Below are 21,981 nucleotides of genomic sequence, written 5' to 3' on the forward strand. Positions count from 1 at the left end.
GTAACGGTTGCCCAAAGCATCCAGATGTTCGCCCGGTCCCTGTAGCTGCCCCTCGGCCCACTGCCCCTGGAAAAACGCGCCATCGCGATAGCTCAGCCGCCCCTGACCGTGGAACCGCCCATTCCCAAGCGCCCCCTCATAGCGGTGATGCACTGTGCGCGGGTCGTAATTCGAGGCCCCCGGCACACGCCAGCTAAGCACCCCCGCCCCCGTCGCCAGCCCCTCGGGGGTGACGCCCGGCCAGTTGCCCGCCGCAGGTTCCCAGTTGAACTCCAGCGACATTTCGGGATGCGGATCGTAAACGCGCACCGTCTGACGAGACACTTCACGGCTGACCGGATCATATATGACATGCAGTTTTTCCTGCAACGTGCCGGGCGCATCCGCCTGAGCGCTTAGCGCCAGACAGGTCATCCCCGCCGCCAATCCCAGAACCAACCCCTTGATCCGTGCCGCCATCCCGATCTCCTCCGTGCTTTGAAGAAAGGCTAACCGCCCCATCCCGATTTGGACAAGAGCTAAGTCAGTTCCCGCTTTGTGTGCGGGCAAACAAATGCGGCAATGGGCGCTGCCGGATGAAAACCGTGCCCTGCGGGAACACACGTATCTCGGCCAGCCCCCCCGAGGATTGCGGCGGCAGCTGATCGAACAGGAAATTCCCCAGCGAATGCAGCACCACGCTATCGCCGCCGCCCAGCAGCGCCAGCCCCCGGCTGACCGCATGAGGATGCGCCCCGATGATGGCCGAGACCCCGCGTTTGCGCAGCTCTTCGGCGATCCAGTCCTCACGGGCTGAGGGCCGGGTGACGAATTCCCGCCCCCAATGCACGAAACCGATCACCGGCACATCGGCCTCGGGCAGGATGGCCCTGTCCAGAATCTCAGGCGTCAGCCGATCGACCGAGGGCACCGCCCGCCCATCCAGATCCGTCAGCCCGACCAGCGCCGCCCCCATCAGGTGCAGCACCTCGCCCTGACCGAAATGCGCGATCCCAAAGGCGCGCAGGGCCCGCCTGGTTTCGGCCAGACCGGATTCGCCGATGTCGCGCGCATGATTGTTGGCCAGCGACACCGCCACCACGTTCAGCCGCCGCGCCCAATCGCGCAGCAGATCGGCGGGCATCCCCAGCACCATGTGATCCAGGGTCGAGGGCATCTGCGGCAGCAGCACCCCTTCGAGATTCAGCACCAGGGGCAGCCCCCCGGTCGCCGCCAAAGCCGCCTCTTGCACACGGCGGGCGATCAGTTCGTCGCTCAGCAGGCCCGGTAGGACACGCCCCAAGAACAGATCGCCCCCGATCACAAAGCGCTGGCCATGAATGGGCGGGGCCTCGGCACCATCGGGCACGAAAGCCGCCACGACATAGCTGGTGGTTTCGGCGATGAAACGGTCGTACAGCTCTTGCATATTGGCATTGGCCACCACGACGGGATACCGCCCCTGCTGCGCCATCAGCCGCATGGCCACATACATGGCCCCCACAGAATCGACGTGATCGGGCTGTATCAGCTGCCCCGCCGCCTGCGCATCCCCGGCGGCCAGGATATTGAGCACCTGCTGATCGCGCAGCCGGGCCGCGTGCTGCGGCAGGTAATGCGAGAAATCGGTGGCTTGCAGCACCACCGTGCCCGGCGTCATCAGCGGGCGCAGCGCCTCGATCAGCTGGTCCCACTGTGCCTGCCGCGAATTGATCGACAGCGCCACCGGAACAATCGGCACCTCTGGCATCAGCCGCGCCAAAAACGGCAACACGGCCCGCAGCCCATGGTCCTTCTGAAACAGGCAACTGTCCGAGACCAACTCGCTGCGCATCAACGACCGGGCCGCCTGCGCATCCACCGGCACCGGGCCCAGCACGGTCTGGAACCCTTTCGTCGTCACCGAAAACACTGTGCGGGACTGATAGAAATGATCGGGAAACAGCACGATCACCCGCTTCACCTGCGGGCTGGCGATCATACGGACCGCACCGCCCAGCAAGTCAGGCATTTCCAGATGATGCGGCAGGATCGCCCCGCCGATGCGCGGCACCGGCGCCACATGCGCCGATTGCGCCAGCCCTCTTTCGAACAGATCAGGGCGCCCATAAAAGGCCGAGAACACGGGCTGCGCACAGTCCTGCGCCCCCAGAACCGAGCCCCACAGGCAGGCCATCAGGATGCACAGTTTCTTCATGAGCGCATTCCTCATGGCCGCGGCCGAGCCATCACGAAATTGGTGCTGTTGGGAAAATGGAACACCGGCTTTTGTTTCTGATTGCTTAGCCGCAGCACCTCTTGGTCAACGTAATTGGCCAGCCCGAACAGTTTGACCCCTTCGCCGCGGTCATCGGCCTTGCCGCGCATTCCCTGCAACATCGCATAGGTAAAGATTCCGTGGCCCAGATCGGGCCGCTCGCCCGCCGTATTATTCGCCGCCGTCGCAGAAAACACCGTGATCTGCGCATCTGCGGCCTCTTTTTCCAGCTTGGCGTTAAAGGCGTTGGCGGCATGGCAGGTGTCCAGCACCAGAATGCGCCGCCCTTCGGCAAACGAGATTTCCTCTTGGATGATGCTCCAATCCACCAAAGAGGACGTGCGCCACCGATCCCCGCGTTTCTGCGCGTTGGTGGGCAGCAGGTAATACTGTTCCTCCAGGTTCATGCCATGCCCCGCAACGAAAATCACCGTGGTGTCATCGGGGCCGGGCCGGGCCAGGAAATCAATCAGCGCGTCATTGATGGTGCGGGCCTCGGGCTCTTGTACCTCTGTGACGTCCATGAACAAAGACAGCGCCTGCACCCGCGTCGCATCGGATTCAAGCGGGGCGGCATTGACCAGAACCAGGCTTTCCATCCCGGTGTGCAGATGCGCGGTGCGATCCTGCAATACGTTCAGAAACTCCAGCGCGTCGGCCACCGGATAGTTCAGATCGCAGGGCTTGCCGCCGCAGGCGTCGGGCAGTTTGGGATAATCGTTCACGCCAATCACGGCGGCAAACAGCTTGCCCTTCTTTTCCACCGCCTTGGTTTTCTTACGCAGGGCGACGGCGCTGCGTTCCGTGACATAGCCGAAATCGTTGCGCCCACTGATGTTGATCAGGTTCTCGCCCGCGCCGATCGGCACGGAATAGCGCAGCCGCCCCGGCGTGCCGCCCGTCCGCACAGGATGCACACGCCGGTCATTGACCAGCACGGAATAGCCCCAGCTTTCGACCTCCTCCAGCGACGCGCCGGTCACCTCGATCACCGCGAACCCGTCGGGCGGCGGCGGTTCCTGAACCAGACGAATATCAAAGTCGGGCGGCTTGCGGGTCAGCAGCTCGTTCAATTCGTTATCCCGCCCGCGCAAATCCTGCGCCGCCCCCCGCGCCGAGCCTGTCAGGATCGCCCGCCGCACGATCTCGGGCGAGTGCAGATGCTGGCGCAGCTGACGCGCGCGGATATAGCGGGCCTCTTGGTTCTGGCCCTGATTGATATGCCAGCCCACCAGCCGATCCCCGTTGGGGGAGGAATGGAAATAGCCCTGCGGCGTCCAGATGATCCAATCCTCACCGGCAAAGAACATGGTGACAATCAGTTCGCGGGTTTCCAGATTCCACAGTTTCAGCGTCTGGTCGGCGCTACCGCTGAGCAGCCGGTTGGCGCGCGGGGCGGCGGCAAGCGCCAGAATATCCCCCGTGTGGCCAATGAATTCGCCCGTCACCTGCCCGGTCAGGTCATGCGCCAGCAAAATGCCGTTGCCGCCGCCGCTGATCAGGCCCGACTGCCCCGGCAGCAGCCCATAGGACACGTGGAAATAGCCGTCCTCAACCCCCTTGACGATCGCCGCGCCGTTGACCTCCAGCCGGGATCCTTCGAAGCCGCTGCCCGGCTCGCGGGTGATCTGCACGCCGATCTGGTCGGTTTGCGTGATCGCCCGCCCCAGAGGCACCGCCCCACGCGGGGCCGGTTTTTCAAAGCTGCGCTCGGGGGTGGGCAGTTCCATTTCCTGCGAGAGCACCCCCAACTGTTCGGGGCAGATCACCCGCGCGGGGCACGGATCCTGGGTGCCCCAGCCCAGCCGGTCCGCCCGCGCCGACACCCCGACCGAGGAAACCGGCTCGCCGATCCCGCCCATTTGCCGCACCTGCGCCCGTCCCTGTGTCCGCCACAGATGCAGCTGATTGCGGCGTCCGCCGGCCGTCAGAACCACCCCATCGGGCAGAGCCGCAGCGGCGTGAATGCCGGTATCCTGCTGCGTGTATTCCCCCAGCAATTGCCCGCTGGCCAGATCCCAGACCTCGCTGCGATACCGATCCGCGCAGCGATAGCCGCAGGACACCACCAGATGCCCCGCCGAAAACACCATCGCATCCACACGGAACGGACGCTGCGGCAGTTCGGTCAGGATTTCCCCCGAAGCGGCCGAGCGAACCGTCACCCGCCCCTGCTCATCTGCCAGGGCGAATTGCGCGCCGTCCGGGCTGACGGCCAGCGCGACCAGCGGATGATCCCACAGCGCCTCGTCATCCGGGGCGGTCACCGACATCTGCGTGTCGAAGTCCCACATCCGCAGCCCGTAATCATAGGTCGCCGCAATCAGCCGGGTGCCGCCGCGCGCATAGGCCAGCTCGCTGACGCGCCAGGCCTGCGTATCAAGCGTGGGCAGCGCCTGCGGGCTGTCCGAGAAAGGCGCGCGCCAGCGCAGCACCTGCCCGCCCTGCCCCGACACCGCCAGTTCATCGCGCGCAGGATCATAGGCCATCGCCTCGACCACCAGATCATGCCCGCGCAGCACCTGCGTCACCTTCCCCGAGCCGACATCAAACACCCGGACATCCCCGAAGGGCCCCTGCGTGGACAGGTTTTTCCCAAAATAGCCGCCAACCGCCACCTTCGCCCCATCGGGCGAAATCGCCAGAGCATTCACCAGCCCCTCGGCGCCCGGACCGATCTGCCCGCGCAGCACCTCGCTCTGGCCGGTTTGCCAATCCCAGACCCGCACGGTTTTATCGTCGGCGGCCGTCACGATCACCCGGCCATCCGCGCTGACATCCACGTCCCGGATCACCGCGCGATGCCCCCCGGTGTCCAGATCCAGATAGAAATCCGGGGCCTGCGCACAGACCATGCCCGCCGTGCCGGCCCAGATCCAGACGCCCAGCGCCAGCCCTGATTGCAGCCTCACTCTCAGGTCCATCAGCTTTGAAACACTGCGGTGAAACATCCGCCCCCCTCGTTGCGCACGGCATTCAATATTGCAAAATCAATGGCCGTATTAATGCAGCCCCTCGCCCCGCGATCAAGTAAACTTCGTTCGAACCCGGCCATGCCGGCTGGTGCAGGCCCCAGGAATTCGTATAGGCTGGCGGCAGACGAACAGCCCTGAAAGAGCCCCCATGACCGATCGCCTGACCCACGTCCTGACTGCCATCGACTCCGCCAATGCCGCCGACCCCACGATCGAGGACGGCCAGCCCGCGGCCCGGCTGTATGGCGAACGGATGAGCGCCGAGCTGGCGCGACTGTTTCCTCAGGCCTCGGAAATCCTGCAAATCGCCTCGCGCGGGCAACATGTGGAGCGCTGGCTCTTGCCGCGCAAGGAATATCCCGAGGGGCGCACCGGCTATCTGGAATGGCGGCGCGAACAGGGGCGTCGGCATGGCGAACGTCTGGCCGGGATGATGGCGGATGCGGGCTATACGCCCCAGGATCAGGCCCGCGTCGGCGTGCTGCTGCGCAAAGAGGGCATCAAACGCGACGCCGAGGTCCAGGCGCTGGAGGATGTGATCTGTTTCACATTCCTCAAATGGTATTTCCAGCCCTTCGCAGGCACTCAGACCCCCGAAGCGCTGGAAAAGATCGTGGTGCGGACGGCGCGGAAAATGTCCACCGAGGGGCGGGCGCGGGTCTTGGCCGAATTCGACCTGCCCGAGCCCTTCGCCAGTGCGTTTCGCGCCTAGGCAACGCCCGCTTTACTGACAGCCCAGCATGGATTGCGCCAGATCGCGCATCAGCTGCGTATAAAGCCCGGCCCCCGGCGTCAGCCCCGTGCCCAGCGGATCCAAAGTCGCCACATGCGTGCCGGTTTCCGCGACGGTCTGCACCAGTCCGGGGTTGAATTGCGGCTCGGCGAACACACAGGTGACCTGCATTTCGACCACGGCGTCGCGCACCTCGGCGATCCGTTTGGCCCCCGGATCCGAGGCATCCCCCAGCGAAATCGCCCCGGCCGCGGTCATTCCGAACCGATTCTCGAAATAGTGATAGGCATCGTGGAACACGACAAAATGCAGATCGTGCACAGGTTCCAGCGTTGCGCGCAATTCGTCGATCAGAGCGGCCATCTCGGCCTGGCCCGCTGCGGCGTTGGCGGCATAGGTTGCGGCGTTTTGCGGGTCCAGCTCGCTTAGCTCATGCGCGATGGCGGCCATCCAGACGCTGGCATTGGCCGGGTCCAGCCAGGCGTGCGGGTCCGCCCCGTCATGCGCATGGCCTGCGTGATCGTCGTGGCCCTGATCCTCGTGGCCATGGTCTTCATGCGCATGTTCATCGGCGTGGTCGTCATGGCCATGGTCGTCGCCTGCGTGATCCTCGTGGCCATGCGCATGGTCGTCTGCATGGTCATCATGATCATCATGGCCGTGATCGTCATGATCATCCTGCGCGCCGTGCGGCGTGTCGTGGTTGTGCGCGGCAAAGGTCGCGCCTTCGCGGAATTCCAGCACGGTGGTGCCGCTTACGTCCAGCAGCTCAATCGCGACAGCCCCGTCACCCAAAGTATCAAGCGGCCCCTCCAGCCAGGGCTCCAGCTTTTCACCGATCCAGAACACCGCGTCCGCCTGGCTTAGGGCTGCGGCTTTGGACGGGCGCAGCGCGTAACCATGCGGCGAGGCCCCCGGTTCGACCAGCAAAGTCGGCTCGCCGACACCTTGCATGACTTTCGCAACCAGCGAATGCACCGGCGCAATATCGGCAACGACCTGCGGCACATCGGCCTGCGCGCCAGTCGCTGACAGGGCTCCGGCCGACAGGGCCGCAACGGATAGGAAGGGATATCGCATCTCACACCTCAGGATGTAATTATATAACATACCGCAGTTGCTATCGGTTACAGTATCTCATATCAAGTAGAAATTCCGCAGCAGCGAGAGGCCCGGCATGGAACCGATAGGATTTGCCCGCCATGATCACAAAACCTGCATCGCTGACAGCCTGTCCGCGGTCGAATCCCTGTGCGCGCGCAACGGGTTGCAGTTCACCCCTGTTCGCCGCCGCGTGCTGGAGCTTCTGCTGCAAGAGCATCAGGCCCTGGGCGCTTATGAAATCCTGGACAGGCTGCGCGACGAGGGCATGGGCTCGCAGCCGCCCGTGGCCTATCGGGCGCTGGATTTTCTGGTTAAGAACGGGTTTGCCCACAAGATCGAGCATCTGAACGCCTTTACCGCCTGCGCCCATCCGGGCCAGACTCATGCGCCCATGTTCCTGATCTGCCGCAGCTGCAACGCGGTGGCCGAGGCCACAGCGCATGTGTCCACGGACACGCTTGGCAAAACCGCCAAAGAGCAGGGCTTTCTCATCGAAAAGGCCGTGATCGAAGCCGAAGGCCTGTGCCCCAATTGTCAGGACATGCCCGAATGAGCCTGGTCGAGGTCAAAAACGTCACCGTCCGCATGGGCGGCAACACGATTCTGTCCGATGTGGATTTTCACATTGATGCCGGGGAAATCGTGACCATCGTCGGCCCGAACGGTTCGGGCAAATCCACATTGCTGAAAACGATTGTCGGGGCGCTGCGCCCCTCGGGCGGGCAGGTGCTGCGCAGTCCGGGGTTGCGCATCGGCTATGTCCCGCAGCGGCTGCATATCGACCCGACCTTACCGCTGACGGTGGGGCGGTTTCTGAACCTGCCGCGCAGCGTCCCCGCCCCGGCCGCGCAGCTGGCCCTGGACGAGGCCGGCGCAGGCGATCTGTCAGACCGGCAGATGGCCGATCTGTCCGGTGGGCAATTCCAGCGGGTGATGCTGGCACGGGCGCTGCTGAACAAACCTCAGCTGCTGATTCTGGACGAGGCCACCCAGGGGCTGGATCAGCCCGGATCGGCCGCGTTTTACCGGCAGATCGAACAGGTCCGGCAGGAATTGGGCTGCGCCGTGCTGATGGTCAGCCATGAACTGCACGTTGTCATGGCCGCTTCGGACCGGGTGATGTGCCTGAACGGGCATGTCTGCTGTCAGGGCGCACCGGAGCAGGTGGCCTCGGCCCCGGAGTATCGCGCGCTGTTCGGGTCCGGCACGCAGGGGGCACTGGCGCTATACCGGCACGAACACAATCACACGCATGATGAAAACTGTGCCCATGATCACGCCCCCCCGCACGAGGCCGCAGAATGAGCATTCTGGATGATTTCCTAATCCGAGCGGCCCTGGCCGGTGTCGGCGTCGCCCTGGCCGCCGCGCCCCTGGGCTGTTTCGTGGTCTGGCGCCGCATGGCCTATTTCGGGGATGCCACCGCCCATGCCGCCATTCTGGGCGTCGCGATTTCGCTGGCCTTCTCGACCTCGGTGTTCGCCGGGGCGCTGGTGGCGGCGCTGGTGATGGCGCTGACCGTCTCTGCGCTAAGCGGACGCGGCTATGCGATCGACACGCTGCTGGGGGTGCTGGCCCATTCCGCGCTGGCCTTTGGGCTGGTTGCCGTGTCTTTTCTGTCGGGCGTCCGCATTGATCTGATGGGCTATCTGTTTGGCGACATTCTGGCCGTCAGCCAATCGGATCTGGCCATCATTTGGGGCGGCGCCGCGCTTGTCACCGTGCTGTTGTGGTGGCGCTGGTCGGCCTTGCTGCTGTCCTCGTTGAATCAGGATCTGGCCTATGCGGCCGGTGTTGACCCGAAACGAGAGCAGCTGATTCTGACCCTGGCGCTGGCCACGGTCGTTGCCGTCGCGATCAAGGTCGTGGGGGTCTTGCTGATCGCGGCGCTGCTGATCATTCCGGCGGCCACCGCGCGGCCCTTTGCCTCGACCCCCGAGCGCATGGGGATCATCGCCGCCTTTCTGGGCTGTGGCTCGGCTATTGGCGGGTTGATGCTGTCCTATCAGTTCGACACGCCCACCGGCCCCACCATCGTTTGTCTGGCCGCGATCCTGTTTGCCCTGTCCAGCCTGGGCAGCGCGTTGCGAAAACAATGGGCCTAAGGCGCGCGGCCAGCTTGTCAAACCGTTCGATCGCGATAGGTTCCCCCCAACAGGAGAGCCCATGACAAAATCCGCCATTCTGGTTGCCCACGGCAGCCCCTCGGATCCCGAAACGCAAGAGAACGCGCTGCAAGCCCTGGCCGCCAAGGTGCAGGCCCATCTGCCCGGCTGGCAGGTGCGCGGGGCGACTCTGGCCGCCAAAGGTGCGCTGGAGACCGCGATCGAGGCCATGAACACCCCGCTGATCTATCCGTTTTTCATGGCCGAGGGCTATTTCACAAACCGTATCCTGGCGCCGAAATCACAGGCTGCGGGGCTGACGCAGCTGGCGCCTTTCGGGGTTGAACCCGCCCTGACCGATTGCGCCGAGGCCACGCTGCGCGGCGTGTTACAGGCCCAAGGCTGGCAGGCCGAGGACACGGCGCTGTTGATGGCCGCGCATGGCAGTGCCGTCTCGCGCACCAGCGCCGATTCCACCCACGCGATGCAGGCGCAGCTGTCCCGCCGCCTGCCCTTTCGGACCACGCGTGCCGGCTTCATCGAGGAACCGCCCTTCGTGCAGGATCAGGCCCGCGATCTGGGGCAGGCGATTTGCCTGTGCTATTTCGCACTGAACGCCGGCCACATGCTGGAGGACATGCCCGAAGCGCTGGACACCGCCGCCTTCACCGGCCCGGTGTTGCCCGCAATGATCGACTGGCCGCAGGTGCCCGCGCTGATCGCAGACAGCCTGAAACGCGCCTAGACCTGATAGGAAATCACCATCCCGTCATAGGCTGGGGTGATGTGATCGGGGGTTTCATCCGCCAGCGCCTGATAGTCCAGATCAATGTGCATATTGGTCAGCACAGCCCGGCGCGGAGCCGCGCGGGCGATCCACTCCAGCGATTGATCCAGATGTGAATGAGTAGGGTGCGGGGTACGGCGCAGCGTATCCAGAACCCAGCAATCCAGACCTTGCAGAACCGGCCAGACATCCTCGGGGATCTGTGCCACATCGGGCAGATAGGCCAGATCGCCCACCCGGAACCCCAGCGCATCAATCGCGCCATGATTGACCTGAAACGGGGTCAGCGTGATGTCGCCTCCGGGGCCGGAAATGGTGACGTCCCCCTTGATCGTGTGCATGTCCAAAATCGGCGGATAGGGGCTGTCATCGGGCTGAATAAACGCATAGCCAAAGCGCGAAAACAGGCTGTTCTGCGTGTCTCCGTCGGCCCAGACGGGCAGGCGTTTGCGCATGTTGAACACGATCATCCGCAGATCATCCAGCCCGTGTACGTGATCGGCATGGGCATGGGTCCAGATCACCCCATCCAGCCGCCCGACGCCTGCATCCAGCAATTGCTGCCGCATGTCCGGGCCGGTGTCGATCAGAACCGAGGTGGTGCCCGCATCCGTGCTCCGCTGCACCAGCATCGAGCAGCGCTTGCGGATATTACGCGGGTTCTCGGGGTCGCAATCGCCCCAGATGCCGCCCAATCGCGGCACCCCGCCCGAAGACCCGCAGCCCAATATGGTGAAGGTCAGTTCGGCCATTATGCAGCGGCCTCGTATGCGGCGGCCTTCCAGAACAGGCGGTCGAAATTGGCCTGCGTCTGCGCTGCGAAATCGGCATAGGACATCCCAAAGACATCGGCCCCCACCTGCGCGGTGTGCACGGTATAACCCGGCTCATTACGTTTGCCGCGAAAGGGTTTGGGCGCCAGATAGGGGCTATCGGTTTCCACCAGAACACGGTCCACCGGAGCGGCGGCAAAGATGTCGCGCACCTCTTGGCTTTTGGGGAAGGTCGCGATGCCCGACATGGACAGGTAAAACCCCAGATCCAGCGCGCATTTGGCCAGCTCCGGCCCCGAGGTATAGCAATGCATCACGCAAGAGAACGCGCCATTGGCATGTTCAGCCGACAGAATATCCGCCATGTCCCGATCGGCGTCGCGCGAATGGATGATCAGCGGCAGGCCGGTCTGGCGCGCGGCCTCGATATGGATGGGCAGGGATTGTTTCTGCACCTCGGCGCTGTCGGCCGTGTAATGGTAATCCAGCCCGGTTTCGCCGATCCCCACAAATTTGGGATGTTTGGCCAGCGCCACCAGGCCCTCGACCGTGGCCATGGGCTCGTCTGCGGCGCTCATTGGATGGGTGCCGGCGGCGTAGAATACCGGCGCATAGCGTTCGGCAATCGCGCGCACTTGCGGCTCATTTTTCAGGCGGGTGCAGATCGTCACCATACGCGTCACCCCGGCCTCTAGCGCGCGCGCCACGACCTCGTCCCGTTCCGCATCGAAATCCGGAAAGTCCAAGTGGCAATGGCTGTCGGTAATCTGAATGGTGTCGGTCATGAGGCCCCTGGTGCGGGATCAGCCCGCGGCGGTTTGCTGGATCTTGAAAACCGTATCTAGGATCAACGAGGCGGGGTCAAGGTTGACCGCCCGGCCATGCTGCATCCGCGCGCTGATCTGCTGAGAGATGTCCGCCCAGGCCCGTGCCTTGATCGGATCGGGGGCCAGACGCGCCAGCAGAGCAGCCTCACCGGGGGCGATCTCGGCGCGTGGGGGCTGGCCGGTGGCCCCGGCGCGCGCCAGACGGGTCAGCAACAGATCATTCAGCGCGATCAGCAGATCCAGCCGGGTTTCGGCCCCGCGCGCCGCCGCGCCTTCGGCCAGTTTCAGCGCCCGCGCGCGATCCATCCGGGGCAGCGTATCATAAAGGCTGACCAGATCCAGATAGATCTGCACACCGCCCAGATTGATCTGCCGGATCGCCTCGCCCACCGAGCCCGAGGCCAGTTCAGCCAGTCCCGCCGCATCCGAGGGCATCTGCGCCCCGGCCTGCTGCAACGCCTGCGCCATATCCTGCGGTGCCAGAGGCCTGAGCCGCAATTCGCGGCAGCGGGAACGGATCGTCGGCAACAATCGCGTCGGCTGGTGACAGACCAGCAGCAAAGTGGTGTTGGCGGGGGGCTCTTCGAGCATTTTCAGCAGGGCATTGGCGGCCTGCACGTTCATCTCGTCCGCGGCATCCACGATCACCACGCGCCGCCCGCCGTCGCTGGCCGACAGATGAAAGAAATTGCCCAGCTTGCGCACCTCATCCACGCGGATTTCGGCGGCCAGTTTATCACCTTTGTCATTGGGGCCACGGCGCAGCAGGAAAAGCCCCGGCTCGGACAGGGCCAGCATCCGGTGCGCGACGGGATGATCCGGGGAAATCTGCAAAGAGGTGGGCGCAGGCGGGTCGCCGAACATGTCATCGCCCTGCGCCACCGGAGTGGCCAGCAAAAACCGCGCGATCTGCCAGGCCAGCGTCGCCTTACCCACGCCGCGCGGCCCGGTGATCAGCCATCCATGATGCAGCCGCCCCGAGTTGAACGCCTGCAAGAAACTGTCTCGTGCCTGATCCTGCCCGAACAGTTGCACGGTTTCACGCGGATGCGGGGCGCCCTCGATCCGGTCGGGCTCTGGCAAGTCCTTGTCGCTCATGGGTGCTCTCTTTGGCGCGCAGTCATGTCAGCCGGGACTGTACCACAGACAGAACGTCGGCAGCCACGGTTTCGATGTCGCGCGCGCCGTCAATGACGCGAAACCGATCCGGGTAATCCTGCGCCAAAGCCAGAAATCCGGCGCGCATCTTGACCTGCAACTCCTGCCCGAAGGATTCAAAGCGTTCCTCGATCCCCTGACGAGACAGCGCACGCGTCAGCCCCTCGGCCGGGTCCATGTCGATCAGGATGGTCAGGTCCGGTTCCTGCCCGATCATCAGGTCATGCAACTGATCCACCAGCGCCCGCAGATCCCCGCGGCTTAGCCCCTGATACATGCGCGTGCTGTCGGCGAAACGATCGCAGATCACGATCTTGCCCGCCTGCAAGGCCGGGCGGATCGTGCGTTCTAGATGGTCGCGGCGCGCAGCGGTGAACAACAGGATTTCCGTCTCGGCCGACCAGCGGTCCGGATCGCCCTGCAAAACCAGCGCGCGGATTTCTTCGGCACCGGGGCTGCCGCCGGGCTCGCGGGTGTGGATCACGTCATGGCCCAGCGCCTGCAACCTGTCGGCCAGCATCCGCGCCTGGGTGGATTTACCCGAGCCGTCAATGCCTTCGAAACTGATGAACATTCCGCTCAAGAGGCCCCCTCGGGGCCCTGATCCAGCCGTTTCAGCAAAATTTGAGCCACAGTGGCGATACGCGGGATAAAACCACCCTTGGGCACGTCCCGTTCGGCCACCAGAGGAATCTCCAGCTGCTGCATTCCCTGAGGCTGAATGATCAGGGTCGCCAGTTCCTGCCCTTTGCTGACAGGCGCCGAGATCGGCCCCTGATAGACCACCTCGGCCTGAACCTGCTTAGCGTCCAGAACCGGCAGCAGGGCCGTCACATCCTGCGCGGGAACCAGCCCGACGCGCGGTTCGTCCCCCATCCAGACATCGGCCTGCGCGATCACCGATCCGCTTTGGGCAACGGATTTCTGAACGAACTGGCGAAAGGACCAGTTCACGATGGCCTCGGATTCTTCGGCCCGCGCGGCCGAGCTGCCCAGCCCCGACAGCACAAAAATCACCCTCCGGTCGCCCTGTTTGGCCGATCCGACCAGGCCATAGCCGGCCTCATTCGTGTGGCCGGTTTTCAGCCCATCCGCGCCGATCCCAAGCCCCAGCAGGGGGTTCCGGTTCGTTTTATTCTGCGGCGCGCGCCCGTCGAAGGCAAACTCGCGCTCGGAAAACAGCGGGTAAAACTCGGGGAAATCCGCGATCAGGTGATCGGCCAGAATAGCCAGATCCCGCATCGACATCCGGTGCCCCGCCTGCGGCCAGCCATTGGAATTGGAAAAGGTCGAGTTCATCATCCCCAGCTGCTGCGCGCGCAGGGTCATCTGGCGGGCGAACCCGGCCTCGGTTCCGTCGGGGCTCAGTGCTTCGGCGATCACCGCGCAGGCATCATTGCCCGACAACACGATGATCCCGCGCAGCAGGTCTTCGACCCGGACGCGATCGGTGGTGTCCAGAAACATGGTCGAGCCACCATAGTTCATCGCGTGCTGCGACACCGGCAGGCGTTCATCCAGCGTCAGGCGCCCATCGCGGACGGCCTCGAACGCCATATAAAGCGTCATCAGCTTGGACATCGAGGCCGGCGGCAGCGCCACATCCGCATTCTTGCTAAGCAGCACCGTGCCGGTCGTCTGATCAATCACAAACGCCGATTTGGCACGGGTATCGAAGGCCTGCGCCGGCAGGGCCAAAGCGCCCCCCACGGCCAGCGCCCCAAGCAGCCCCAGAAGTCGGAGTTTCATGCGCTTTCCTCCTTGTTTAGCCGCGTACCGCATAGGCATCGGCAAAGCCTTTGGCCTTGATTTTCCTCAGCATTTCCGTGCGATCCGAGGCCGATTTGGCCGGCCCCACGATCACCCGCCAGAAGGTTTTTCCCTTCGAGCTTTGCTTCTTCACCTCAGATTTCATCCCCGCCGAGCGCATGGATTTCGCCGCCGATTTGGCGTTGGCCTCGACGCTGAAAATCCCGATCTGCACATAGGGCTTCTCAAGCCCGGATTTCGCAGGTTTCGAGGCGGGTTTCGCAGCCGGCTTAGGAGCAGCGGCCACCGCGGGGGCCGTTTTCTTGGCCTCGGCTTTCTCAATCGCTTTTTCGGCCGACTGGATCGGATCCAGCGGCTTTTCCTCGATGTCCGCAGCGCCCGGCACCGTGTCCTGGGCGGGGGGCACCTGGGGCTCTTCGGCCACCTGTTCGCGGCGCAGGGCAGTGACGTTCAGACGAACGGGCTGACCGGCCAGAACCCCCAGCGCAGTCGCCGCATCCGAGGACACCTGCAATCGCGGACCGGGGTTTTCTCGTTCACGCCGGAACAGGGCGCCGATCACGAATTTATCGTTGGCGGTGTTGCGGATGATCACGCGTTCAGGCTCGACCACATCGGGATGCGCAACCCAGACCCCGCCCAGCGAGGGGCGGCCATCCCAAAGGCCCGCCTCGGTTACCTGAAACACATCGGGGGCCTCGACATCGCGCTCGACCAGCTTGACCGCGCGAGGAGACGCGTCTTGCGCTGCGGGTTTCTTATTCAGCAGGGCAAAGCCCCCATCCTGACAGGCCGCCAGGCCCGCCATCGCCGCAACCGCCAGCCAAAGGCGCGCGGCGCGCCGTCCCTGTCCATACTCAGCCATCGTCATGTTCCCTGCTCACCCAAAAGCGGTTCGCCCGCCGTTTTTACCTATGCGCAGCGCGCCGGCCGATCCTGTTCAGGCCCTGTTTTGCCTGTCTCCGGCCCCATGCGCCCGCTCTTGCGCATAGTGTAGCCGTATGACAACGCCAAGAAAAGTCCGCGTCGCCCTGTCGGCGGATTTTCCCACATGCCAGTTTGCGCGCCTTCATGGATTCGAGACTTGAGCTTGCCTGCGCTTCCCATTAGGTCTGCTGAAACGCGGCGCCCGACAGCGCCCGGACGGAAGCGTGGCCGAGTGGTTGAAGGCACTGGTCTTGAAAACCAGCAACGGGGAAACTCGTTCGTGGGTTCGAATCCCACCGCTTCCGCCACATAGATCCCTTAAGTTACTGTTTTATAACAGAAATAGCTAAATTCACCAAGGTCGTTCCCACACCTGTTCCCACATTCGTTTCTCGTTATCGGTCCAGAATATCGTCAGGCAACTGCTCTCCTGTGATCAATGAACGCTGGCGTTCGCGACTGATTTGGCCATAGCTACGCAAGGTCGTCAGAACGTCGGTATGACCAAGGTTTTGTGACGCCGCTACAAGTTCGGCAACGGAATTGCAGGTTTTGGCCACGTGGCGCGCAAGCATATGCCGGAATGCGTGCGGCCCATAGGCGGGCAGCTCTGCGCGGGCGAAAGCTTCATTTACGACCTTGCGCACAGGCTCGGTGGTCTTCCAGGGACGGCGCTCGAAACCCTCGGCTTGAAATCCACGCGTTGCCGATGCACGCAACGACGTTGCAGGAAATAGCGGGTCATCGGGGCCAAAAAACAAGTCCTCATCCAGATGCCACGGACGCCGGAGCAGCGCTTCGTCGGTGTTGAAACGCATCTGTATCTGGGTCGCCAATATCGGCTTAGGGTCGTCCCACACCTACAAGAGAGCGTGAAACTGACCCGTGGCTATATCGTGGTTCAAACACATCGCCCGAACAAGTCGGAAGTGACACGAGAATTGGTCGAAGAATGGTATAAAGAACGGGCGCACATCAAATTCCCAGAGCGGATCGAGTGCTGTCTCGAACTTTTTCCGGATCCCGAAGCGTTTCGGCCCCAAGGTCTCATTAGTACGGCAAACACGGCAAAGATGAGGGTCGATGTCCCCCTCCGGACGTTTGCTTCTCAATCGTCGATTGGTCCAAGCACCCGTTGATTCCATCGACTACGTAATTACGCACGAATTGTGTCACATCGCGGAGCCCCATCATGGACCAGATTTTTTGATTTGCTGGATAGGGTGATGCCCGATTGGGGTAAACGCAAACTCAGATTGGAGAAATTACTCGCGTAGCGGAAATCCATATCAGCATGCCCATATTTTCGCCAATTAGCCAGGCACGCGCGATCTCTCATGCCGCTATCACATTCAGAACTTGAGCTCGCTCCACAGCCGATAGAAAACGTTCGACAAGCTCTTTTGGGGACCGCTTACAAGTACCGTCGAGAACCATACTCGTTTGCTGGAGGTTCCGATGTCTGTGGTGAGCCAACCAAAGTCATACGATTGTCATAGCGGGCCTATGCGTCGGAAGATGAGGCTGAGCCTTGTCCTGCTTGCCAGTCCGAACGGCGCCAGACAATCCCCCCTTTACTCCAGCGCGTATCAAATTCGAGATCCGAGAGCCACGGGCCGTGATTTATCAGGGGATGCTCATTGATAGCATTGCCTTGTGAATAGCGTTATATGCTGTCCTGCGGGCCGTTCCCTCCCAACGTTGAACTTCATCAACAATCGACTTCTGCGCTTCTCGGGTTCGTTTCTTCCCGAAAGTGTTGACATGCGACCGCACAAGGGCTTCCGCCAGAAGTCGTGCCGTTGAAATCTTAGGGGACCTAACTGTTTGCCAAGGGAAAGGACCTCGGAATTCCAAGTTACTTTGGTGCCCAGTTTCATCTCTCCCCCCCCCGCCATTTTGCCTACAAATCAGGCCGCGCTTTTATACTGTGGTTTCCTTAACTTAGGCGGTCGCGCAGCAGGGACATGTTGCCTGCGCTCAGGCCTTTGGCCGTAGGCTGGAACAGGCAGCGCACCTCTTTGCCGGTAAAGGCCAGGCGCTCTGCGACGTGGCCCTCATAGCCCAGGGTCAGGGTTTTGCGCGCCCAGTCCAGCACGGTCAGGCGGATGTTCAGCCTGTCTCCGTCCCGCAGGGGCGTGCGGAATTGCGCGCCGCTATCGACAAGCCCGATCCCCGTGGCCTGCAACTCCTGACAAATCGCGGCATGTCCTCCGAAGGGGCGCAGGGCGTCGTGAAAACAGGCATCCATCCAGCGGAACGTGTTGGGGTAATAGACAATCCCCGCCGGATCGCAGTCACCGAAACTCACCTGAACCTGATAGCAATGCTGCATCTGCCGCCCCCGATCATGTCTGCGTTTCCTGATATACCGGCTTTGGGCAGGGCGCATCCAAATAATTCAGGCCCGAATAGGACAGAACACTTTACCCGCCCCGGCACAAAGGCGTAGGACTTGGGCAACGCCCCAGCCCAAAGGCCCAACATGCAAGACCTTCTGAACGTCGTCCTGCCCGTCTTTATCGTGATCGGCTTTGGATATGTGGCCACCTGGAGGGGCTATTTTGCGGATGCCTATGTGGACGGGCTGATGAAGTTCACGCAGAATTTCGCCATTCCCTGCCTGCTGTTTTCCGCGATCTCGCGGCTGGATCTGAGCCAGAGCTTTGACCTGCGGTTGCTGGTGTCCTTTTACACCGGGGCGACAACGGGGTTCGTTCTGGGCCTGCTGGGCGCGCGCTATCTGTTCAACCGCCCATGGGAGGACAGCGTGGCCATCGGCTTTATCGGGTTGTTTTCGAACTCGCTGCTGCTGGGGCTGCCAATCACGGAACGCGCCTATGGGGCGGATGCCCTGGCTGGCAATTACGCGATCATCTCGGTGCATTCGCCGTTCTGCTACATGCTGGGCATCACCGTGATGGAGATCGTCCGCGCCCGTGGCAAATCCCCCATCGCCCTGGCCGGACAGGTGGCCAAGGCGATGTTCCGCAATGCGCTGGTGGTGGGGCTGATCCTGGGGTTCATCGTGAACCTGACTCAGGTAACACTGCCCACGCCGCTGACCGGGGCGATTGACCTGATGGTGCGCGCCGCCCTGCCCGCCGCGCTGTTCGGGCTGGGCGGCGTTCTGGTGCGGTACCGCCCCGAGGGGGACACCAAGGTCATCGCCTATGTCCTGACCCTCAGCCTGGTGCTGCATCCGCTGATTGCCTGGGGGCTGACCCGTAGTTTCGATCTGCCCGTTGCCTCGCAGCGCTCGGCGGTGATGACAGCCGCGATGGCGCCGGGGATCAATGCTTATGTCTTTGCGAACATGTATGGGGTGGGGCGGCGCGTGGCGGCGTCCTCGGTTCTGATCGGGACCGCGCTGTGCATTCTGACAGTCTGGGTCTGGCTACAAATCCTACCGTAGGGTGAGACGATTTTTCACTGGCCCCCGCCCGGATACACGCTACGCTAGAGCTATCCCAACGCGAGTGATCCCGTGGCCGATTCCCGTCCCCAATCCTCGACTGCCGCCTTTGTGACCCAGGGTCTGACCAAGACCTACGGCGAAGGCCCCGCCGCCGTGCACGCGCTGCGCGGCGTGGACCTGACCATCCCCGAGGGCGAATTCGTCGTGTTGCTGGGCCCCTCGGGCAGCGGCAAATCCACCTTGCTGAACATTCTGGGCGGGCTGGATCGGCCTACGCAGGGGGCGGCCTATTTCAAGGATCTGGAGCTCACCTCTCTGTCCGATGCGGACCTGACCCGCTACCGGCGCGATCATGTGGGGTTTGTGTTTCAGTTCTACAATCTGATGCCCAGCCTGAATGCCCGTGAAAACGTCGAGCTGGTGACGGAAATCGCCCGGAACCCGCTGGACGCGGACGAGGCCCTAGCCCTGGTGGGGCTGGACAAACGGGCGCATCACTTCCCCTCGGAAATGTCGGGCGGAGAGCAGCAGCGCGTCGCCATCGCCCGCGCCGTGGCCAAGCGCCCCACCGTGCTGTTCTGCGACGAGCCAACCGGCGCGCTGGACAGCGCCACCGGACGCGCCGTGCTAAAGGTGCTGACGGATGTGAACCAGCGCCTGGGCACCACGGTGATTATCGTCACCCATGCCGCCAATACCGCGCAGCTGGCCGACCGGGTGATCCATTTCGCCGATGGCGGCATCCGTCAGGTGATCCGCAATGACACCAAACTGACCGCCGAAGAAATCGAGTGGTAACATGCTAAGCCCGCTGAACATCAAGCTCTGGCGCGATCTGTCCCGGATCAAGGGACAGGCGGCGGCCATCGGGTTGGTGATCGCCCTGGGCGTGCTGATGATGGTCATGATGAAAGGTCTGGTGAATACGCTGGATGAGACCCGCCTGGCCTATTATGACCGCTACCGCCTGGCCGACATCTTTGTGCCCGTCACCCGCGCGCCCGAACGGATGCTGGAACGTCTGGCCGCCCTGCCCGGTGTGGCCGCACTCGAAGGGCGGGTCAGCGGCTGGGCTCTGATCGACATCGGCGCGGACGCCCTGCCCGTGCGCGCCCAGGCGCTGTCTTTGCCCGATACCGGGCGACCCCGGCTGAATGACATCTACCTGGTGGACGGACGCCTGCCCGATCTGGGGCGCTCGGATGAGATTTTGCTGCTGGACGGGTTCGCCAAGGCCCGCGATCTGCACTTGAATGACCATCTGACCGCCACGATGAACGGCACCAAACGCGTGTTTCGCATCACAGGTTTCGCGCAATCGCCTGAATTTCTGTATTCGACCGCGCCGGGGGAAATGGTCCCCGATGATGCCCGTTTCGCGGTGTTCTGGATGCGTCAGGCAGCGCTGTCTGCGGCCTATGACATGCAGGGCGCGTTCAATCAGGCGCTGATCTCCCTGACCCGCGACACCAACGCCGAAGGCATCATTCTGGCCGCGGATGAGCTGCTGGCCTCTTATGGCGCCAGCGGAGCCTATGGGCTGGTCGATCTGACATCGAACCGTTTCATCCAAGAGGAAATCAAGGGGCTGAACAGCACGTCCACCGTGATTCCTCCGATTTTCCTGGGGGTGGCGGCGTTTCTTTTGTACATTGTTATCAACAGGATGGTGCAGGCGGAGCGCGAACAGATCGGGCTGCTGAAGGCATTTGGCTATTCCTCGTGGGAGGTCAGCCTGCACTATCTGAAACTGGTCATGGTGATCGCCATTCTGGGGGCCATCGTGGGGTCCGTCGCGGGGATCTGGGCGGGCAATGCGCTGTCGCGGATGTATCAGATTTACTATAAATTTCCGTTTCTGGTGTTCACTGTGGACCCACGCAGCTTTGTCACCGGGTTTGCGGTGTCGATCCTGACCGCCTCAGCCGGGAGCCTCATTGTCCTGCGCGGCGTGTTCCGCCTGACGCCCGCCGTGGCCATGCGCCCGCCGGCCCCGCCCGATTATTCGCGCAGTTTTGACCTGGCCGCGCGGTTGCGGCGCTGGCTGGACCAGCCCAGCCGCATGGTGCTGCGCCGGCTGACCCGCTATCCGGGACGCATGATCGGCGCTGTGGTGGGGATCGGCACGGGGCTGGCGCTGTCCGTGGCCTCATTGACGCTGATGGCCGGGTTCAACACCACGCTGGACCTGAGCTTCAACGTCATGAACCGGGGTGAGATGTCGCTGAGCTTTACCTCGAAACAGACGGACAAAGCGCTGCTGGAACTGGGCCGCCTGCCCGGTGTGGAACATGTGGAGCCCGCGCGCGCGGTGTCGGTGATGTTCCGCAACGGCACCCACAGCTATCGCGGCGCGATCGAGGGGCGGCCGGAATTTCCCATTCTGAACAGGGTGATCGACGCTGATGAGCAGCCCATTTCGATGCGGCGCGAAGGGGTGATCCTGTCCAAACCTCTGGCGGAAATCCTGCACCTGTCCCCCGGTGACACGGTGATCGCCGAGATCCGCGAAGGCCGCCGTCCGACGCTTTATCTGCCGGTGATCGGCGTGGCGGAAACCCTGATGGGCGCGCCCGCCTTCATGGAGCTGTCCGCCCTGTCGCGCGTTCTGAACGAACCCGCCCAGGTGACGGGGGCCACGCTGACGATTGATGAATCGCTTTTGCCCGGCTTGATTGACGACCTCAAAGAGATGCCGCAAATCGCCGGGATTTCCCTGAAATCGGACATCCGCGAGGCCCTGGTCGAGATCATGAACACCGGCCCCGGATCGGTGCGCTATATCATGCTGGCGGTGGCGGCGATCATCACCTTCGGGATTGTCTATAACTCGGCCCGGATCGCCTTTGCCGAACGGGAACGGGATCTGGCCAGCCTGCGGGTGATGGGGTTTTCGAAATCCGAAGCCTCGTTCGTGCTGCTGGGCGAGCTGGCGGTGGTCACGCTGGCCGCCCTGCCCCTGGGGATCGCATTGGGCTATGGTTTGACCTATCTCACGGTCAAAGGGTTTTCGACCGATATATATCAGATACCAGTCACCTTCAGCCCGCAAAGCTATGGGCTGGCAATTGTCGCTGTCCTGCTGGCAGCGGGCCTGTCGGGATGGCTGGTGAAACGAGAGCTGGACAAGGTGGATCTTGTCGCGTCGCTCAAGTCGAGGGATTGATC

Annotated in this window: 22 protein-coding genes and 1 tRNA gene (1 of these 23 only partly in view); 11 read left to right on the forward strand and 12 right to left on the reverse strand. The window is 63.0% G+C overall.

Features of this window, described 5'->3' with window-relative positions:
• From ACP15O_RS04475 to ACP15O_RS04485, 3 genes are all read right to left on the reverse strand, one after another.
• Window positions 1-459 carry the start of an MORN repeat-containing protein gene (locus ACP15O_RS04475; RefSeq protein ID WP_425094845.1) on the reverse strand. It extends 1,365 nt beyond the left edge of the window, so 459 of the gene's 1,824 nt are visible here — the first part of the coding sequence; it begins with the start codon at window positions 457-459; its stop codon lies off the left edge, out of view.
• A gap of 64 nt (window positions 460-523) precedes the next feature.
• On the reverse strand, window positions 524-2,176 hold the full coding sequence (amrB, locus tag ACP15O_RS04480; protein WP_425094846.1) for an AmmeMemoRadiSam system protein B: 1,653 nt from the start codon (window positions 2,174-2,176) through the stop codon (window positions 524-526).
• Window positions 2,177-2,187: 11 nt separating this feature from the next.
• Window positions 2,188-5,148, reverse strand: coding sequence for a caspase family protein (locus tag ACP15O_RS04485; RefSeq protein WP_425094847.1), 2,961 nt, complete (start codon window positions 5,146-5,148; stop codon window positions 2,188-2,190).
• A 211-nt stretch (window positions 5,149-5,359) separates the two neighbouring features.
• On the opposite strand from ACP15O_RS04485, the gene ACP15O_RS04490 reads away from it, so the two are divergent.
• Window positions 5,360-5,923, forward strand: coding sequence for a DUF4202 domain-containing protein (locus tag ACP15O_RS04490; RefSeq protein ID WP_425094848.1), 564 nt, complete (start codon window positions 5,360-5,362; stop codon window positions 5,921-5,923).
• Window positions 5,924-5,935: 12 nt separating this feature from the next.
• Here the strand turns inward: ACP15O_RS04490 and ACP15O_RS04495 are convergent, their stop codons facing one another.
• Window positions 5,936-7,024 carry a zinc ABC transporter substrate-binding protein gene (locus ACP15O_RS04495; RefSeq protein ID WP_425094849.1) on the reverse strand — a complete coding sequence of 363 codons (1,089 nt, stop codon included), beginning with the start codon at window positions 7,022-7,024 and terminating at the stop codon, window positions 5,936-5,938.
• A 97-nt stretch (window positions 7,025-7,121) separates the two neighbouring features.
• Here ACP15O_RS04495 and ACP15O_RS04500 point away from each other — a divergent pair, with 97 nt between their 5' ends.
• The 4 genes from ACP15O_RS04500 to ACP15O_RS04515 all read left to right on the forward strand — a co-directional run bounded on the left by ACP15O_RS04500 (window position 7,122) and on the right by ACP15O_RS04515 (window position 9,898).
• The gene (locus ACP15O_RS04500; protein WP_425094850.1) at window positions 7,122-7,601 is read left to right on the forward strand and encodes a transcriptional repressor; all 480 of its coding nucleotides are present in this window, start codon (window positions 7,122-7,124) and stop codon (window positions 7,599-7,601) included.
• A complete protein-coding gene (locus ACP15O_RS04505) occupies window positions 7,598-8,353 on the forward strand; it encodes an ATP-binding cassette domain-containing protein (protein ID WP_425094851.1) in 756 nt (251 codons plus the stop codon). Before ACP15O_RS04500 ends, ACP15O_RS04505 begins: the two co-directional genes overlap by 4 nt.
• Window positions 8,350-9,153 (forward strand): iron chelate uptake ABC transporter family permease subunit, encoded by an 804-nt coding sequence (locus ACP15O_RS04510; RefSeq protein ID WP_425094852.1) that lies wholly within the window; start codon window positions 8,350-8,352, stop codon window positions 9,151-9,153. Before ACP15O_RS04505 ends, ACP15O_RS04510 begins: the two co-directional genes overlap by 4 nt.
• A gap of 61 nt (window positions 9,154-9,214) precedes the next feature.
• The gene (locus ACP15O_RS04515; protein ID WP_425094853.1) at window positions 9,215-9,898 is read left to right on the forward strand and encodes a cobalamin biosynthesis protein CbiX; all 684 of its coding nucleotides are present in this window, start codon (window positions 9,215-9,217) and stop codon (window positions 9,896-9,898) included.
• On the opposite strand, the gene ACP15O_RS04520 is transcribed toward ACP15O_RS04515, so the two are convergent.
• Genes ACP15O_RS04520 through ACP15O_RS04545 form a run of 6 tightly spaced genes read right to left on the reverse strand, consistent with a single transcriptional unit; the run spans window position 9,895 to window position 15,339 of the window.
• Complete coding sequence (locus ACP15O_RS04520; protein WP_425094854.1) at window positions 9,895-10,692, reverse strand: MBL fold metallo-hydrolase; 798 nt, start codon at window positions 10,690-10,692, stop codon at window positions 9,895-9,897. The genes ACP15O_RS04515 and ACP15O_RS04520 overlap by 4 nt on opposite strands.
• Window positions 10,692-11,498, reverse strand: coding sequence for a TatD family hydrolase (locus tag ACP15O_RS04525; RefSeq protein ID WP_425094855.1), 807 nt, complete (start codon window positions 11,496-11,498; stop codon window positions 10,692-10,694). The genes ACP15O_RS04520 and ACP15O_RS04525 overlap by 1 nt, the downstream gene beginning before the upstream one ends.
• Window positions 11,499-11,516: 18 nt before the next feature.
• On the reverse strand, window positions 11,517-12,638 hold the full coding sequence (locus ACP15O_RS04530; protein ID WP_425094856.1) for a DNA polymerase III subunit delta': 1,122 nt from the start codon (window positions 12,636-12,638) through the stop codon (window positions 11,517-11,519).
• A 22-nt stretch (window positions 12,639-12,660) separates the two neighbouring features.
• The gene (gene tmk / locus ACP15O_RS04535; protein ID WP_425095472.1) at window positions 12,661-13,272 is read right to left on the reverse strand and encodes a dTMP kinase; all 612 of its coding nucleotides are present in this window, start codon (window positions 13,270-13,272) and stop codon (window positions 12,661-12,663) included.
• A 5-nt stretch (window positions 13,273-13,277) separates the two neighbouring features.
• Window positions 13,278-14,447 carry a D-alanyl-D-alanine carboxypeptidase family protein gene (locus ACP15O_RS04540; RefSeq protein ID WP_425094857.1) on the reverse strand — a complete coding sequence of 390 codons (1,170 nt, stop codon included), beginning with the start codon at window positions 14,445-14,447 and terminating at the stop codon, window positions 13,278-13,280.
• A gap of 16 nt (window positions 14,448-14,463) precedes the next feature.
• Entirely contained in the window at window positions 14,464-15,339 is an 876-nt protein-coding gene (locus ACP15O_RS04545; protein ID WP_425094858.1) for an SPOR domain-containing protein, read from the reverse strand.
• Window positions 15,340-15,613: 274 nt separating this feature from the next.
• On the opposite strand from ACP15O_RS04545, the gene ACP15O_RS04550 reads away from it, so the two are divergent.
• Window positions 15,614-15,703, forward strand: a tRNA-Ser gene (locus tag ACP15O_RS04550).
• Between the two features lie 87 nt (window positions 15,704-15,790).
• Here the strand turns inward: ACP15O_RS04550 and ACP15O_RS04555 are convergent.
• On the reverse strand, window positions 15,791-16,213 hold the full coding sequence (locus ACP15O_RS04555; protein WP_425095487.1) for a hypothetical protein: 423 nt from the start codon (window positions 16,211-16,213) through the stop codon (window positions 15,791-15,793).
• Between ACP15O_RS04555 and ACP15O_RS04560 the strand changes: the two genes are divergently transcribed.
• Together ACP15O_RS04560 and ACP15O_RS04565 are read left to right on the forward strand one after the other, a co-directional pair.
• The gene (locus tag ACP15O_RS04560; RefSeq protein ID WP_425094859.1) at window positions 16,169-16,534 is read left to right on the forward strand and encodes a YgjP-like metallopeptidase domain-containing protein; all 366 of its coding nucleotides are present in this window, start codon (window positions 16,169-16,171) and stop codon (window positions 16,532-16,534) included. The two genes, ACP15O_RS04555 and ACP15O_RS04560, sit on opposite strands and share 45 nt — an antisense overlap.
• Window positions 16,479-16,622 carry a M48 metallopeptidase family protein gene (locus ACP15O_RS04565; RefSeq protein ID WP_425094860.1) on the forward strand — a complete coding sequence of 48 codons (144 nt, stop codon included), beginning with the start codon at window positions 16,479-16,481 and terminating at the stop codon, window positions 16,620-16,622. Before ACP15O_RS04560 ends, ACP15O_RS04565 begins: the two co-directional genes overlap by 56 nt.
• A 712-nt stretch (window positions 16,623-17,334) precedes the next feature.
• Here ACP15O_RS04565 and ACP15O_RS04570 read toward each other — a convergent pair.
• Window positions 17,335-17,730: an acyl-CoA thioesterase gene (locus ACP15O_RS04570; protein WP_425094861.1), complete on the reverse strand. Its 396-nt coding sequence runs from the start codon at window positions 17,728-17,730 to the stop codon at window positions 17,335-17,337.
• Window positions 17,731-17,880: 150 nt separating this feature from the next.
• On the opposite strand from ACP15O_RS04570, the gene ACP15O_RS04575 reads away from it, so the two are divergent.
• The 3 genes from ACP15O_RS04575 (at window position 17,881) to ACP15O_RS04585 (ending at window position 21,979) form a co-directional block, all read left to right on the forward strand.
• Window positions 17,881-18,810, forward strand: a complete 930-nt coding sequence (locus tag ACP15O_RS04575) for an AEC family transporter (RefSeq protein ID WP_425094862.1) — start codon at window positions 17,881-17,883, stop codon at window positions 18,808-18,810.
• Between the two features lie 72 nt (window positions 18,811-18,882).
• Window positions 18,883-19,611: an ABC transporter ATP-binding protein gene (locus tag ACP15O_RS04580; RefSeq protein ID WP_425094863.1), complete on the forward strand. Its 729-nt coding sequence runs from the start codon at window positions 18,883-18,885 to the stop codon at window positions 19,609-19,611.
• Window position 19,612: 1 nt separating this feature from the next.
• Window positions 19,613-21,979 (forward strand): ABC transporter permease, encoded by a 2,367-nt coding sequence (locus ACP15O_RS04585; protein ID WP_425094864.1) that lies wholly within the window; start codon window positions 19,613-19,615, stop codon window positions 21,977-21,979.
• The last annotated feature ends 2 nt before the right edge of the window (window positions 21,980-21,981 follow it).

The organism is Youngimonas ophiurae (nom. illeg.) (assembly GCF_049803795.1).
Lineage (GTDB): Bacteria > Pseudomonadota > Alphaproteobacteria > Rhodobacterales > Rhodobacteraceae > Thalassobius.